The organism is Pseudoxanthomonas japonensis, from assembly GCF_043632995.1.
GTDB classification, from domain to species: Bacteria; Pseudomonadota; Gammaproteobacteria; order Xanthomonadales; family Xanthomonadaceae; genus Pseudoxanthomonas_A; species Pseudoxanthomonas_A japonensis.
On sequence record NZ_CP171632.1, the window covers coordinates 737,376 to 752,411 of the forward strand.

The window sequence follows — 15,036 nt, forward strand, 5'->3', positions numbered from 1 at the left end:
TGTGAACGGGTTTGTTAAACTCGGGGCGATTGCTCGCGAATGACGCATTCCCTGCAACGCAAGGCGGTAGATGATCCCTTTCCTTGAAATCCTGCTGGCGCTGCCGTTCGTGCTCGCGCTGGTGGTGGCGCTGGCGCGCGGCCTTCCGCGCGGCGCCACCGCATGGCTGGCCGGCCTGGCGCCATTGCTGGGCCTGGTGCTGCTGGCCTGGATGACGCCCAGCGTGCTGCAGGGCTGGAACCTGCGCGCGGACCACGCCTGGATTCCACAGATCGGCCTGGCCTTCACCCTGCGCCTGGACGGGTTGGCGTGGATGTTCGCCGGCCTGGTGCTGGCCATCGGCGCGCTGGTGGTGATGTACGCGCGCTACTACCTCAGCGAGAAGGACAGCGCACCGCGCTTCTTCGCCTGCCTGCTGCTGTTCATGGGCTCGATGCTCGGCGTGGTGCTGGCGGGCAACCTGTTGCTGCTGGTGGTGTTCTGGGAACTGACCAGCATCAGCTCGTTCCTGCTGATCGGTTTCTGGTCGCACCGGCAGGACGCGCGCGAAGGCGCGCGCATGGCGCTGGCGATCACCGGCGCAGGTGGTCTGGCGCTGCTGGGCGGCGTGCTGCTGATCGGTCGCATCGTCGGCAGTTACGACCTGGACATCGTGCTCGCCTCGGGCGACCTGATCCGCGGCAGCACGCTGTATCCGTGGGCGCTGATGCTGGTACTGGCCGGCGTGTTCACCAAGAGTGCGCAGTTCCCGTTGCACTTCTGGCTGCCGCACGCGATGGCGGCGCCGACGCCGGTCTCGGCCTACCTGCACTCGGCGACGATGGTGAAGGCCGGCGTGTTCCTGCTGGCGCGGCTGCATCCGGCACTGGCGGGGACGGACCTGTTCTTCTACGTGGTCACCACGGTCGGCGCGCTGACCCTGCTGGTCGGCGCCTGGTTCGCGATCTTCCAGCACGATCTCAAGGGCCTGCTGGCGTATTCGACCATTTCGCACCTCGGCCTGATCACGCTGCTGTTCGGCATCTCCACGCCGATGGCGGTGGTGGCCGGCGTGTTCCACATCCTCAACCACGCCACGTTCAAGGCGTCGCTGTTCATGGCGGCGGGCATCATCGACCACGAGACCGGCACGCGCGACATGCGACGGCTGGGCAACCTGCGACGGCTGATGCCGTGGACGAGCGCACTGGCGATCATCGCGTCGCTGGCGATGGCGGGCATTCCGCTGCTCAACGGGTTTCTGTCGAAGGAGATGTTCTTCGCCGAGGCGCTCGATATTCCGGGCCATCGGGCGATGCGCGACGCCATCGCCGTCGCGGCGCTGCTGTACGGCATCTTCGGCGTGGCCTACAGCCTGCGCTTTGTCTACGAGACCTTCTTCGGCCAGGGCCCGCGCGACCTCGATGTGGTGCCGCACGAGCCTCCGCGCTGGATGAAGATACCGGTGGAAGTGCTGGTGGTGCTGTGCGTGGCGGTGGGCATGTTCCCGGCGTGGACCATCGCGCCGGTCTTGCATGCAGGCGCGGGGGCGATCCTGGGCGACGCCATGCCGGAGTACAGCCTGGCGGTGTGGCACGGGATCAACAAGCCGCTGCTGATGAGCCTGGCCGGCATCGCCGGTGGCATCGCGCTGTACTTCGGCCTGCGCCGGCTGTTCGATCTGCACGCCATCGTGCGGCATTCGTTCGGCCGCCTCGTGTTCCGCTGGAACATGGAGGCGCTCTACGCGCTGGCCGGTCGTTTCACCGCGCTGATCGCCAATGGCAGCCTGCAGCGGAGCCTGCTGTTCCTGGTGCTGGCCGCGGTCGCGGCCGGTGCGGCGCCGTTCGTCGCCGGCGATGCAGCCCCGTTGCAGTGGCGCGCGCCGCAGCCCATGCCGCTGCTGGGTTGGCTGCTGTGGCTGGTGCTCGTGGTGTGCGCGGTCTGGACGATCCGCCTGTACCGGCAGCGGCTGCTCGCCGTGATCGTGCTGGGCGGTGCAGGCCTGATGGTCAGCCTGGCCTTCGTGTTCCTGTCCGCCCCCGACCTGGCGCTGACCCAGCTGATGGTCGAGATGGTCAGCCTGGTCCTGCTTCTGCTCGGCCTGCACTACCTGCCGCCGCGTTCGCCGCCGGAGCGCACGCCGCGCCGCCGGTTGCGCGACATCGTCGTGGCCGCGGTCGCGGGCGGCGGTGCCGGCCTGCTGGCCTACCAGATGATGACGCGCCCGGCGGACACCATCAGCGGGGAGCTGCTGGCGCGTTCGTTGCCGGAGGCCTACGGCAGCAACGTGGTGAACGTGATCCTGGTCGACTTCCGTGGCTTCGATACCTTCGGCGAGATCACCGTATTCGGCATCGCGGCGCTGATCGTGCATGCGCTGTTGCGCCGCGCGCGGATGGCGCCGGAGAAGGTCATGTCGGGACCGCCGATCAAGCTGCCGGTGCCGGCGGACCTGGCGCAGATCATGTTCCCGCTGACGCTGACCGTGTCGGTGTTCCTGTTCCTGCGCGGGCACAACGCGCCAGGCGGCGGTTTCATCGCCGGCCTGGTGCTGGCCGTGCCGCTGCTGGTGCAGTACGTCATCCAGGGCGCGGCGTCGGTGGAGTCGCGCTTCGGCTTCGACTATGTGCGTTGCATCGGCGTGGGCCTGATCATCGCTGGCGTGAGCGGCGTGGCGTCGATGGGCTTCGGCGTGCCTTTCCTGACCAGCGGGCATCTCGATCTCGAGCTGCCGGTGATCGGTACGGTGCCGCTGGCCAGTGCGATCGGCTTCGATACCGGCGTGTACCTGGTGGTGTTCGGCGGCGCGATGCTGATCCTGTCGATGATGGGCACCATCCGGCCTTCGCGTACGCGCGTGTCGCACCTGGGCGTGATGGAGCCGGGCGAACGCTCGACCCGCACGGGGGAACTGCGCTGATGGAGGAGACGCCGTAATGGAACTGGCCATGGCGAGCGCGATCGCGATCCTGACCGCGGCGGGCGTGTACCTGCTGCTGCGGGCGCGCACGTTCGACGTCATCCTGGGGCTGACGCTGCTGTCGTACGCCACCAACCTGCTGATCTTCGCGGGCGGGCGGCTGGCGCCCGGCAAGCCGGCCGTGCTGCGCGAAGGCGTCGCGCCGACACTGGCGCACTACACCGACCCGCTGCCGCAGGCGCTGGTGCTGACGGCCATCGTGATCGCCTTCGCGATGACGGCGGTGACGGTAGTGCTGTCGATCCGCAGCCGAGGCGACAACGACAGCGACCACGTCGATGGCCGCAAGGCCGAGCGCGAGTTCCTGGCCAGCGAGCAGCGCCGCCATGACGAAGCGCGCGAGGCGGCGAAGGGCGACGAGCCGGAGGCGCGCGCATGATGCAGCACCTGCCGGCGCTGCCGATCCTGATTCCGCTGTTCGCAGCGTCCATCGCGCTGTTCTTCGAACATCGCCGTTTCGGCATGGTGCCGCAGCGGATCGTCGCGTGGATCTCGATCGCCGCGATGCTGGCGGTTGCCGTTGTGCTGGTCGCGTCGGCGGGCTCGGGTGCCGTGTCGGTCTATCTGCTGGGCGACTGGCCGGCGCGGCTGGGCATCGTGCTGATGGTCGACCGGTTGTCGGCGCTGATGCTGCTGGTCGGCCTGCTGCTGGGTGCGGCCTGCCTGCTGCATGCATGCGCGGGCTGGGACCGGCGCGCGCCGCACTTCCATGCGTTCTTCCAGTTCCAGCTGATGGGGTTGAATGGCGCCTTCCTCACCGGCGACGTCTTCAACCTGTTCGTGTTTTTCGAGGTGCTGCTGATCTCCTCGTACGGGCTGATGCTCAGCGGCGGGCGCGGCGAACGCATGCGTGCCGGCCTGCATTACGTCACCTTCAACATCGCCGCCTCGACGCTGTTCCTGATCGCGCTGGGCCTGCTGTACGGGTTGCTCGGCTCACTCAACATGGCCGAGTTGTCCGCGCGCGTGGCTCAGCTGCCGCCCGGCGACGTGGCGATGGTGAAGGCCGCGGCGGGCCTGCTTTTCGTGGTGTTCTGCGCCAAGGCCGCGCTGCTGCCGATGTATTTCTGGCTGCCCGAGACGTACACGCATGCGCCGGCGGCGGTGGCCGGGCTGTTCGCCATCATGACCAAGGTCGGCCTGTACGCGGTGCTTCGCCTGGGCACGCTGACCTTCGGGGCGCTGGGACCGCTGGACGGGTTCGCCTGGCCGGCGCTGCTGGCGCTGGGTGCGGTGACGCTGGTGCTGGCGTCGCTGGGCGTGCTGGCGGCGAACCGGCTGCGCGCGCTGGCGGCCTACCTGGTGCTGGGCTCGGCGGCGACGCTGTTCGTCGCGTTCTCGCTGCATACCGCCGGCACGGTCGGTGCGGGGTTGTACTACCTGGTGCACAGCAGTTTCGCCGGCGCTGCGTTGTTCCTGCTGGCGGACCTGATCCGTCGGCGTCGCGGCCGCGCGAGCGACCGCAAGGACCTGGTGGCGGCGCTGCCGGACAAGACGGTGCCCGGGCTGCTGTTCCTCGTCGCGGCGGTGTCGCTGGCGGGCCTGCCGCCGTTGTCGGGTTTCATCGGCAAGCTGCTGTTGCTGGAAGCCGTGCCGGCCGGCCCACGCACGGCATGGATCTGGACGCTGGTGCTGGGCACCAGCTTCCTGATGCTGGTGGGGCTGGCGCGCGCGGGAACCCGGTTGTTCTGGCGCGTCGAGCCCTGGCCCGATGCCGGCGTGGACAAGCTGGAGGCCTACACGCCGGAGAAGGATGTGGCACCGGCTCCGTCGCGTCCGCTGGAAACCGCGGCCATCGTGCTGCTGCTGGCGTATGGCGTGGCACTGGTGCTGGCTGCCGCGCCGGTGCTCGACTACACGCGGGCGACGGCGACGCAGCTGCAGTCGCCTGCCGACTATGTGGAGCACGTGCGCGCCGCGACGCCCGTGCTGAGGGAGCCCTGAGATGGCCGGATCCTGGCGCAAGCGCTGGTTGCCGTCGTTGCCGCTGAGCGTGGCGGTGTTCTGCTTCTGGCTGCTGTTGAACGACGAGATCAGTGCCGGACACGTGGTGATGGCGCTGCTGCTGGCGCTGCTGATTCCCCCTTTCGCCGCGCGGCTTGACCGCGAGTTCGCCCGCATCGGACGTTTGCGCAGCGTGCCGCGCATGCTGGGCGTACTGGCGATGGATATCGTGACCGCCAATGTCACCGTGGCGCTGCAGGTGCTGGGGCCGGAACGGAAGATCCGGCCGGGCTTCATCTGGGTGCCGCTCGACATCGGCAACATCCACGGCATCGCCGCACTGACCAGCATCATCACGCTGACGCCGGGCACGGTGTCTTCGGTGCTGTCGGACGATCGCAGCCACCTGCTGGTACACGTGCTGAACCTGGACGATGCCGATGCGGTGATCCGGCAGATCAAGACGCGCTACGAGGCGCCGCTGATGGAGATCTTCCCATGACCCCTCAGGCGCTGGTGATGTACGCCATCGTGGCATCGATGCACGTGGTCGGCCTGGCGATGCTGCTGGCGCTGGTGCGGCTGGTGCGCGGCCCCAGCGTGCCCGACCGCATCCTCGCGCTCGATACGCTCTTCGTGGCCGCGATCGCGCAGCTGGTGCTGTTCGGCATGTACCTGGGCACGGCGGTCTACTTCGAGGCGGCGTTGATCATCGCCATGCTGGGCTTCGTCGGCACGGTGGTGCTGAGCAAGTACGTGCTGCGACGGGACATTGTCGAATGAGCTGGGTCTTCGCCATCCTGCTGGTGCTGCTGCTGGCCGTGGGCAGTTTCTTCATTCTGGTCGGCTCCTTCAGCCTGTTGAAGCTGTCGGAGTTCTTCAAGCGCCTGCATGGACCGACCAAGGCCAGCACGCTGGGCGTGGGCTGCATGCTGATCGCGTCGGTCGGCTACCACGCGCTGAGCGGTACCGATCCGCAACCGAGGGAACTGCTGATCACCGCGTTCCTGTTCATCACGGCGCCGATCAGCGCGCACCTGATGGCCAAGGCGGCGCTGTCGCTGCACATGGCGGAGCGTCCGCCGATGCCGGGCGGCGAGCCGGCCAAGCCCATCGACGCGGTCGACGAAGACGCCGCGCCGGACGCCTGATCCCTCATGCGCACGGCCCTCGTTTTTGGTGCGAGCGGACAGATCGGCGAGGCGCTGCTCGCCAGGCTTGATGCACGCGACTGGCAGGTGTTCGCGGTATCGCGGACGCCGCGCCCGCCGTCGTCGAACGTGCAGTGGCTGACCGGCGAGTTCGAAGGCATCGACAGCTTGCCCGACCGCGTCGATGTGATCTTCAGCACCGGCCCGCTGGACGGATTCGCGCAGTGGTACGGGCGAGGACTCGTTGCGGCACCGCGCGTGGTCGCGTTCGGTTCCACCAGTCTCGACACGAAGCAGGCCTCGGGCGATGCCTACGAGCGCGACATCGTCGCGCGACTGCAGGCCGCCGAGCGGCTGGTGTTCGACACGGCGTCGGCGACGGGGGCATCGGCCACACTGTTGCGCCCGACGCTGGTCTACGGCGCAGGCCGCGACCAGACGCTGGCGCGGATCGCGGCGATGGCGCGGCGCATGGGGTTCTTCGTGCTGCCGCGCGGTGCGGAGGGCAGGCGCCAGCCAGTCCACGTCGATGATCTGGCGGCCGCCGCACTGGCCGTCGTGGATGCACCGGCGACGCACGGGCAGGCGTATGCGCTTCCCGGCGGCGAAACACTGGCCTATCGCGAGATGGTGGTGCGCACGCTGGCGGCGCTCGATCCGCCTGCGACGCTATGGCAGCTGCCGATGCCGGTCTTCCGCGCGGTGCTGTCGTTCGCCCGCATGGCGGGCGCGATGCGCGGGCTCTCCGACGATGCGGTGGCGCGCATGCGCGAGGATCTGGTGTTCGATGCGACGCCGGCGCGCAACGACTTCGGTTACGCGCCGCGGGCGTTCATCGTCGACAGGCGTGCGCTCGGTGCGTAGAGCGGAGCTTGCTCCGCTGCTTTTCGAAACCCCGAAACGAACCCGCGAACGGCATCAGCCGGGTCAGCCGGGCAAGCCCGGCGCTACGCTCAATACCGCCAGCCCATCTTCCGATAGAACTTGCTGAGCACCCACACCGGGCCGATCAGCAGGTAGGTAAGGTCGGTGAGGAAGCTGGGCTTCTTGCCTTCGATCTTGTGGCCGATGAACTGCGCGATCCACGCCAACACGAAGACGCCGACGGCGAGGTAGAACAGGTTCTGCAGCCCCAGCAGCGCTTCCAGCCAGCGTGTCAGCCAGGCCATCGCGATGAAGATCGCCAGCATGCCGAAGCCCAGCGGGCGCGACAGCTTGTAGTAGTACATCCACGCGGCAAACATCGCCAGCGCCGCCCACATGCCCGACTTCACCCAGGTACCGAACACCGGGATGCACCACAGCAGCGCCACCACCGTCCACAGGATCGCCGGCACGGCGAACACGTGGATCAGCTGGTTGGTCTCGTTGACGTGGTCGCCGGAATAACTGGCGAACCAGCGGTCCACCGGACGTTGCGCGGTCGCGTTCATTCATCCCTCCCGAGGATGGCAATGCGGCAGGGTATGGAGCATACCCCAGCCCGACGGGGTGTGCCGGGACCGGGATCGGCGTTCGGATCAGTGGGCGGCGGCCTTGGAGAACAGTTGGATCACGGCCACACCGGCCACGATCAGCGCCATGCCCAGCATCGCCGCCAGGTCCAGCGGCTGCTTCAGCACCAGCCAGCCGATCAGCGCGATCAGCACGATGCCCGCCCCGGACCAGATGGCGTAGGCCACGCCCACGGGGACGCTCTTCAGCGTCAGCGAGAGGAAGTAGAACGCGACGCCGTAACCGGCGGCGACCAGCAGCGACGGGCCGAGTCGCGTGAAGCCTTCGGAGGCCTTCAGGGCGCTGGTGGCGATGACTTCGGCCACGATGGCCAGGGCGAGGTAGAGGTAGGCGTTCATGCGTGCGCACCGGGGGAAAGGGTGGCAAGCCTACTGCACGGAACGCTGAACCCCGGCTTGCCCCGCACCACCCGGATGCGGGGCAGGGAGCAGGTCAGTCGACGACGATGCCGGCCAGTTTCTGCAGCGCTTCGGCGTACTTGGCGCGGGTGCGCTCGATGACCTCCGCCGGCAGCGACGGACCGGGCGCGGTCTTGTTCCAGTCCAGTGTTTCCAGGTAATCGCGCACGAACTGCTTGTCGTAGCTCGGCGGGCTGGTGCCGACCTCGTACAGGTCCGCGGGCCAGTAGCGCGAGGAATCCGGCGTCAGCATCTCGTCCATGATGTAGAGGCGGCCGTCCTCGTCGGTGCCGAACTCGAACTTGGTGTCAGCCAGCAGGATGCCGCGCTCGGCGGCGAAGTCGGCGGCGAAGCGGTAGATGCGCAGCGTGGCGTCGCGCACGCGCTCGGCCAGCTCCGCGCCCACGGTCTTCACCATCGCGTCGAAGTCGATGTTCTCGTCGTGGTCGCCGACAGCGGCCTTGGTCGACGGGGTGAAGATCGGCTCGGCCAGCTTCTCGGCCTGGCGCAGGCCATCGGGCAGTTCGATGCCGCTGACCTTGCCGGTGCGTTGGTAATCCTTCCAGCCGCTGCCGATCAGGTAGCCACGGGCGATGGCTTCCACCGGGACGGGCTTCAGCTTCTTCGTCACCACGGCGCGCTTGGCGTACAGCGCTGCGTCGACGCCGGCCGGCAGCACGCCGGCCACGTCGATGCCGGTCAGATGGTTCGGCATCAGGTGCGCCGTCTTGGCGAACCAGAAATTGGAAATCTGGCAGAGCATCTCGCCCTTGCCGGGAATCGGGTCGGGCAGCACCACGTCGAACGCGCTCAGGCGATCAGTGGCCACCATCAACAGGTAATCGCCCGCAGGCGCATCGGCGGGCAGGCGGTCGCGCGGAAGATCGAACACGTCGCGGACCTTGCCGCGGTGACGCAGGGTGAGGCCGGGCAGATCGGATTGCAGCAACGTCGTGGGCACAAACACTCCTTCGGGAGTTCCGGAAACCAGCGAGGCGATACAGCGTCGTGGGGGCGTGCGGCAGGCCGTGCGCCCGTGCCCCGGGGCGACCGTCTACCCGCTGCTGCGGGGGCCGGGTACCGCACCGGGCCGCGTAGTGTACGGGCTCGGGAGCGCCATGTGCCGTAAAATGGCGCGATTGCCGGAGAAGGCGGGCCGAATGAAGCGCTGGTACGGAAAACTGCTGGGATTCGTGGCCGGTTGGCTGCTGATGCGCCATCCGCTGGGCGGCCTGGTGGGCCTGATCATCGGCCACGCCTTCGACGAGGACTGGTTCAAGCTCAGTCGCGAGAACCCTTACCGCGTGTTCGGCCTGACCAGCGACGCCAGCGATGCGGAGATCGACCAGGCCTATCGCCGGCTGATCTCCCAGTACCACCCCGACAAGATGGCCGGCGCCGCGGAAGACCTGCGCCGCCAGGCCGAACACAAGGCCGGCGAGATCAACGCCGCCTACGACCGCATCAAGACCCTGCGCAAGCGGCGGTGATGTGAGCGTGCCCGACGCATGGCCGGGCACGCAGGTTGCATCAGAAGCGGTAGTTCATCGTCAGGCGCAGGCTGTCCAGGTCGAGATCGCTATCGCTACGACGGAAGTCGGTGCCTGCGGCGTTCTGCAGGATGAAGGGGTTCGTGGCCGGGGCCGGCCCAGCCGCGCGGACGCGGTAATCGCCGTCATCCAGACGCGTGGCCAGATACTCGAGGCCTACCGTGAAGCGTTCGCCAAGGCGACGTTCGTAACCGACACCGTACTGGTGGCCGGAGGCGGTGTGGTTGCCATTGTTGGTGAACGTGTTCACGCCGTTGCTGGTGAGGTAGGTATTCTCGATACGGGCACGCGCTCCACCCGCCGTCGCGTAGACCAGATTGTCGCCGCCGGTGCCGAACGTGTAGCCGGCGCGTGCGCGTACTGCGTACATGCCGTCCACCTTGCGCAGCATGGTGTAGAACGCGGGCGTCGTGCTGAAGGACGTCACCGCGTCGCGTGCATCGTTCATGGCGTACTCGCCGGTCACGCCGAAGACCCATGCGCCCGCCTGCCAGTCGTAGCCCGCGCGCACGCCCCAGTCCGCGCCTCCGGAATTGCCTCGGCACCCGTCGCCTGGCGTCGCGCCGTTCGCCACGCCATTGCAGGAGCCGGGCGAGAAGGCGTCAGCGCCCGCCGCAGTGCGCACCGTATCCGTGTAGGTACCGTCGAGGTTGGTATCGAACAGGAAGCGGTCATTGCCGTCCTTCGGTTTGTCGACGCGGCCGAGGTGGAGGCCGACGTATCCGCCCGTCCAGTCGGACGTCTGCGCGGCGGCAGGCAAGGTCGTGGCGATGCAAGCCAAAGCAAGGGCGGATGCGCACGCGTGTCGCTTGTTCATGAAGTGCTCCTGCGGAACGGGCTCGCTGCGAGCCCTGAGTGATGGAGCCCCGGACGGCAGGGCACGATGGCGCGTCTGTCGCGCCGGTTCGCCTTACGGCGCGCCATCGGGCGGAGATGCAGCCGCTCCGCAGCGTGTTACCGGTGCGTTCAAGGCAGTGCAGGCCGCGTGAAGGTGAAATCGTGGGTTCGCAGGCCTAGAATTCGCGCTGGCCACCTTCCCGATCAAGCCATCATGTCGACCTGCATCATCGCCCCGTCCATCCTGTCCGCCGACTTCGCCCGCCTGGGCGAGGAAGTCGACAACGTGCTGAAGGCCGGCGCCGACTGGGTGCACTTCGACGTGATGGACAACCACTACGTGCCCAACCTGACCATCGGTCCGCTGGTGTGCAGCGCGCTGCGCAAGCACGGCGTCACCGCGCCGATCGACGTGCATCTGATGGTGGAGCCGGTGGACCGCATCATCCCGGACTTCGCCGAGGCCGGCGCCAGCATCATCAGCTTCCATCCGGAAGCCTCGAAGCACGTGCACCGCACGATCCAGCTGATCAAATCGCTGGGCTGCAAGGCCGGCCTGGTGCTCAATCCCGGCACGCCGGTCGAGGTGCTGGACTGGGTGCTGCCGGAGCTGGACCTGGTGCTGCTGATGTCGGTGAACCCGGGCTTCGGCGGGCAGGCGTTCATTCCGTCGGCGCTCGACAAGCTGCGTGCCGTGCGCGCGATGATCGACAAGACCGGCAAGGACATCCGCCTGGAGATCGATGGTGGCGTGAAGGCGGACAACATCGGCCAGATCGCGGCGGCGGGCGCGGATGCGTTCGTCGCCGGCTCGGCGATCTTCAATGCGCCGGACTACAAGGACGTGATCGATCGCATGCGGGCCGCGGTGGCCGACGCGCGCGCCTGAAAAAGCAGAAGGGCGATGGCCTGCGCCACCGCCCCGGAAGAATTGGAGGCTGATCCTGCCTCCGCCCGTCGTCCCTGCTATGGCCTTCCACACTACGCATGGTCTGTGACGGGCCCGTGACAGCGTGTCAGGCAGGGATGCTGTGGGAGCGACGTAAGTCGCGAGTTTGTTGACCTTCCAGCTTTCGCGACTCACGTCGCTCCCACGACGGACCGGCTATGCTCGCGCCACTCTCAAGGACTCCCCATGACCGCACCCCGCTGGCGCCTGATCCTCAACGGCAAATCCGCTGGTGATGACGACCTGCGCGAGGCCGTCGGTGCCCTGCGCGAGGCCGGCATCACGCTCGACGTGCGCGTGACCTGGGAAGACGGCGATGCCGAGCGCTATGTCGCCGAAGCGATCCGAGACGGCGTGGATACCGTCATCGCCGCCGGTGGCGACGGCACGCTGAGCGAAGTGGCGACGACGCTCGCCCATCGCGACGGGCCGGCCGATGCGCTGCCATCGCTGGGCCTCGTGCCGCTGGGCACGGCGAACGACTTCGCCACCGCGGCCGGTATTCCGGACGAGCCGCTGCCCGCCTTGCAGCTGGTCCGCGATGCCGCACCCGCTCCTGTGGATCTCCTGCGGATCGATGCCGAAGACGGTCCGCACTGGTGCGCCAACCTCGCCAGCGGCGGCTTCGGCACCGAGGTCACCGTCGAGACCGATGAGGGCCTGAAGAAGATGCTCGGTGGCTTGGCGTATCTCATCACCGGCGTCGCCAAGCTGGGACGCATCGAGCCGGTCGCGGCGCGCGTGCGCGGTCCGGAGTTCGAGTGGCAGGGCGATTTCATCGCGCTGGGCATCGGCAACGGGCGGCAGGCGGGCGGTGGGCAGGCACTGTGCCCGGATGCGCTGATCGACGACGGTCTGCTCGACCTGACTATCGTCCCGGAGCTGTCCGGCGAGGTCGCCGCCACCGTGGGCACGCTGGTGAAGGACGGCAAGCACGCCGCGCTGGACCGCGTGGCCACCCGCGCGCGCCTGCCGTGGGTCGAACTGGAAGCCGACCAGTCGCTGATCCTGAACCTGGACGGCGAGCCCGTGCAGTCCCGCCGTTTCCGCATCGAGTGCGTCCCCGGCCGCATCCGCATGCATCTGCCGGTGGCTTGTCCGTTGCGTCTGCAACCTTAGGAAAGCGCCGAAAGCGCGCGCTCGTCATTCCCGCGAAGGCGGGAACCCAGCGACTTGGCTTCTCAGTGACCTGAAGTCACCGGGCCCCCGCCCGACCAGACGTGCGTCTGTTGAAAGCCGCGGGGATGACGGCAGTGATTCATGCTCTCCCCAGTGGCCGCCGGGCCGATGCGTCGGGTAAAGTAGCCCCGTGTCCCATCCCGCGCTCCCGCTTTCCAAAGATTCCGCACGCCGTGGCTGGCGATGGTGGCCCGTAGCCGTCGCCCGTACCGCCACCGTGTCCCGGAAGGAAAGCCCGCTTGATCTCGCACGCCCAGTTCCAGCAGTACGCTGCTGAAGGCTTCAATCGCATCCCCGTCGTCCGTGAAGTGCTGTCCGACCTGGACACGCCGCTCTCGGTCTACCTGAAACTCGCCGACGCGCCGCATACCTACCTGTTCGAATCGGTGGAAGGCGGCGAGCGCTTCGGCCGCTATTCCATCATTGGCCTGCCGGTGCGCCGCGTGGCCACCTTCCGCGGCCACACCCTGCAGATCCACGACCACGGCCAGTTGGTCGAGACGCGCGAGGTCGCCGATCCCTTCGCCGAAGTCGAAGCCCTGCGCGCCGCCTACGCGGTGCCCAAGCTGGACGGCCTGCCTGGGTTCACCGGTGGCCTGGTCGGCTGGTTCGGCTTCGAGTGCATCGGCTATGTCGAGCCGCGGCTGGCGACCGGCGACAAGCCGGACGAACTCGGCACGCCCGACATCCTGCTGATGCTGTCCGAAGAAGTGGCCGTGTTCGACAACCTCAAGGGGCGGCTGTACCTGATCGTCCATGCCGATCCGCGCGAAGCGGAGGCCTGGGAGCAGGCGCAGGCGCGGCTGGACGCGCTGACGGCCAAATTGCGTCAGCCGGGCTCGTACCCGACACCGATCACCCGCGACGTGCTGGACGAAAGCCACTTCGTCTCCGGCTTCACCCACGACGGCTTCATCGCCGCGGTGGAGCAGTCGAAGGAATACATCCGCGCCGGCGACATCTTCCAGGTGGTGCTGAGCCAGCGCCTGAGCGTGCCCTTCAACGCGCGCCCGGTGGACGTGTATCGCGCGCTGCGCGCGTTGAACCCGTCTCCGTACATGTACTTCCTCGACGTCGGCGACGTGCAGGTGGTGGGTTCGTCGCCCGAGATCCTGGTGCGCCTGGAGAACAATGAAGTCACCGTGCGCCCCATCGCCGGCACGCGTCCGCGCGGGAAGACGCACGACGAGGACATCGCGCTGGAAGCCGAACTGCTGGCCGATCCCAAGGAGCGTGCCGAGCACCTGATGCTGATCGACCTGGGCCGCAACGACACCGGCCGCGTGTCGGAGGCCGGTACGGTGCAGGTGGGCGAGCAGTTCGTCATCGAGCGCTACAGCCACGTCATGCACATCGTCAGCGAAGTCACCGGCAAGCTGTTGCCCGGCCTGAGCTACGCCGACGTGCTGCGTGCGACGTTCCCGGCCGGCACCGTCAGCGGTGCGCCGAAGATCCGCGCACTCGAAGTGATTCGCGAACTGGAGCCGATCAAGCGCAACGTCTATGCCGGCAGCATCGGCTACATCGGCTGGCATGGCGATGCCGACACCGCCATCGCCATCCGCACCGCCGTCATCAAGGATGGCCGCCTGCACGTGCAGGCCGGTGCCGGCATCGTCTACGACTCCGATCCCGAGAAGGAATGGGACGAGACGATGAACAAGGGCCGCGCGCTGTTCCGCGCCGTCGCCGAAGCCGCGAGGGGCTTGTGAAAATGCGTTTTTATGATTATTTCGAGAGAAATGACAAGGATCCGGCTCGTAACCTGTACTGTGATTTGTTGCACTTCTTGGTAGCGATCACTGCGTCTCTAGCGCTCGCATCCTGCACGACCATCAGGACTCCTCAGAAGTACGTATCGCCAGATAAATCTTTTTCAGTTGCAGTTGAAGGTGGCGTGCTCACTTATCGCGGCCTGCTGATGAAACGGGGTGTCGATCAAGCCGAGAAGTACTTGGCCGAACATCCCTCCGTCAGCGTTCTTGCCATCGAATCCCAAGGTGGAGAAGTGACCGAAGGCATGAGGCTTGGCGATCTGGTGCTGGCGCGATCCATGGACGTAAGGGTAATCGGCAGCATTTGTGCGTCATCGTGCGCAAATTATGTTTTCGTATCGGGAAGGCAAAAGTTCATTGAGCCCGGTGCACTTCTCACGTGGCACGGCTCCCCGCTCCGCCCGCAAGACATGCCGATCACCGCAACTGTAGTGGACAGTGACGGACACTCTGAATCGAAGGAATACAAAGGAGAGGCTTTGCTTGAGTACCTGAAGCGCCCTGAGATTGCGATTTCGGTCGAAAGGGATCGCAAAGAACAGATGGAATTCTTCAGGGCGCGGCGGGTAGACGGTCGTATTACTGTTTTCGGCCAAGAGATTGGCTGCGATTGCCAATGGACGCTCACAGTTGAGGACATGGGAAAGTTTGGAGTCGATGGGGTGTACGCCGATTCCAGCTACCCGAATGCAGCTCCCTTGCTCAAAGAACTATCTGTGGTGACGCTCAGACTCAAAGACTATCCGGGTCATGTTTCCGGAGGTAAGGACTGAACC

The 15,036-nt window shown here is 67.0% G+C and carries 16 protein-coding genes; 12 read left to right on the plus strand and 4 right to left on the minus strand.

The annotated features are described in order from the left end of the window. Positions 1–70: 70 nt before the first annotated feature. The 7 genes from ACGHX3_RS03220 to ACGHX3_RS03250 are packed head-to-tail and all read left to right on the plus strand — an operon-like array spanning position 71 to position 6,921. Entirely contained in the window at positions 71–2,902 is a 2,832-nt protein-coding gene (locus ACGHX3_RS03220) for a monovalent cation/H+ antiporter subunit A (RefSeq protein WP_394696385.1), read from the plus strand. A gap of 16 nt (positions 2,903–2,918) precedes the next feature. Continuing rightward, positions 2,919–3,341 (plus strand): Na+/H+ antiporter subunit C, encoded by a 423-nt coding sequence (locus ACGHX3_RS03225; protein ID WP_162337027.1) that lies wholly within the window; start codon positions 2,919–2,921, stop codon positions 3,339–3,341. Further along, entirely contained in the window at positions 3,341–4,906 is a 1,566-nt protein-coding gene (locus ACGHX3_RS03230; RefSeq protein ID WP_394697227.1) for a monovalent cation/H+ antiporter subunit D, read from the plus strand. The genes ACGHX3_RS03225 and ACGHX3_RS03230 overlap by 1 nt, the downstream gene beginning before the upstream one ends. 1 nt (position 4,907) lies before the next feature. After that, the gene (locus ACGHX3_RS03235; RefSeq protein WP_213604721.1) at positions 4,908–5,408 is read left to right on the plus strand and encodes a Na+/H+ antiporter subunit E; all 501 of its coding nucleotides are present in this window, start codon (positions 4,908–4,910) and stop codon (positions 5,406–5,408) included. Further along, complete coding sequence (locus ACGHX3_RS03240) at positions 5,405–5,689, plus strand: K+/H+ antiporter subunit F (protein WP_162337025.1); 285 nt, start codon at positions 5,405–5,407, stop codon at positions 5,687–5,689. The genes ACGHX3_RS03235 and ACGHX3_RS03240 overlap by 4 nt, the downstream gene beginning before the upstream one ends. Next, positions 5,686–6,057: a Na+/H+ antiporter subunit G gene (locus tag ACGHX3_RS03245; RefSeq protein WP_162337024.1), complete on the plus strand. Its 372-nt coding sequence runs from the start codon at positions 5,686–5,688 to the stop codon at positions 6,055–6,057. Before ACGHX3_RS03240 ends, ACGHX3_RS03245 begins: the two co-directional genes overlap by 4 nt. A 6-nt stretch (positions 6,058–6,063) precedes the next feature. Beyond that, positions 6,064–6,921, plus strand: coding sequence for an SDR family oxidoreductase (locus tag ACGHX3_RS03250; protein ID WP_394696386.1), 858 nt, complete (start codon positions 6,064–6,066; stop codon positions 6,919–6,921). 89 nt (positions 6,922–7,010) lie between these two features. Here the strand turns inward: ACGHX3_RS03250 and ACGHX3_RS03255 are convergent, their stop codons facing one another. The 3 genes from ACGHX3_RS03255 to ACGHX3_RS03265 form a co-directional block, all read right to left on the minus strand. Further along, positions 7,011–7,490 carry a DUF962 domain-containing protein gene (locus ACGHX3_RS03255; RefSeq protein ID WP_162337022.1) on the minus strand — a complete coding sequence of 160 codons (480 nt, stop codon included), beginning with the start codon at positions 7,488–7,490 and terminating at the stop codon, positions 7,011–7,013. Positions 7,491–7,577: 87 nt separating this feature from the next. Further along, positions 7,578–7,910 carry an SMR family transporter gene (locus tag ACGHX3_RS03260; protein ID WP_162337021.1) on the minus strand — a complete coding sequence of 111 codons (333 nt, stop codon included), beginning with the start codon at positions 7,908–7,910 and terminating at the stop codon, positions 7,578–7,580. 94 nt (positions 7,911–8,004) lie between these two features. Beyond that, on the minus strand, positions 8,005–8,931 hold the full coding sequence (locus ACGHX3_RS03265; protein ID WP_394696387.1) for a phosphoribosylaminoimidazolesuccinocarboxamide synthase: 927 nt from the start codon (positions 8,929–8,931) through the stop codon (positions 8,005–8,007). Between the two features lie 199 nt (positions 8,932–9,130). On the opposite strand from ACGHX3_RS03265, the gene ACGHX3_RS03270 reads away from it, so the two are divergent. Beyond that, entirely contained in the window at positions 9,131–9,460 is a 330-nt protein-coding gene (locus tag ACGHX3_RS03270) for a DnaJ domain-containing protein (protein WP_313927980.1), read from the plus strand. Between the two features lie 40 nt (positions 9,461–9,500). Here ACGHX3_RS03270 and ACGHX3_RS03275 read toward each other — a convergent pair whose 3' ends face one another. Beyond that, positions 9,501–10,337: an outer membrane protein gene (locus tag ACGHX3_RS03275; RefSeq protein WP_394696388.1), complete on the minus strand. Its 837-nt coding sequence runs from the start codon at positions 10,335–10,337 to the stop codon at positions 9,501–9,503. Between the two features lie 234 nt (positions 10,338–10,571). Here ACGHX3_RS03275 and rpe point away from each other — a divergent pair, with 234 nt between their 5' ends. From rpe to ACGHX3_RS03295, 4 genes are all read left to right on the plus strand, one after another. Then, on the plus strand, positions 10,572–11,246 hold the full coding sequence (gene rpe, locus ACGHX3_RS03280; protein WP_313927978.1) for a ribulose-phosphate 3-epimerase: 675 nt from the start codon (positions 10,572–10,574) through the stop codon (positions 11,244–11,246). 246 nt (positions 11,247–11,492) lie between these two features. Then, a complete protein-coding gene (gene yegS, locus ACGHX3_RS03285) occupies positions 11,493–12,425 on the plus strand; it encodes a lipid kinase YegS (protein ID WP_162337017.1) in 933 nt (310 codons plus the stop codon). A 299-nt stretch (positions 12,426–12,724) separates the two neighbouring features. Next, the gene (gene trpE, locus ACGHX3_RS03290; protein ID WP_394696389.1) at positions 12,725–14,197 is read left to right on the plus strand and encodes an anthranilate synthase component I; all 1,473 of its coding nucleotides are present in this window, start codon (positions 12,725–12,727) and stop codon (positions 14,195–14,197) included. After that, positions 14,194–15,033 (plus strand): hypothetical protein, encoded by an 840-nt coding sequence (locus tag ACGHX3_RS03295; RefSeq protein ID WP_394696390.1) that lies wholly within the window; start codon positions 14,194–14,196, stop codon positions 15,031–15,033. Before trpE ends, ACGHX3_RS03295 begins: the two co-directional genes overlap by 4 nt. Positions 15,034–15,036: the final 3 nt, after the last annotated feature.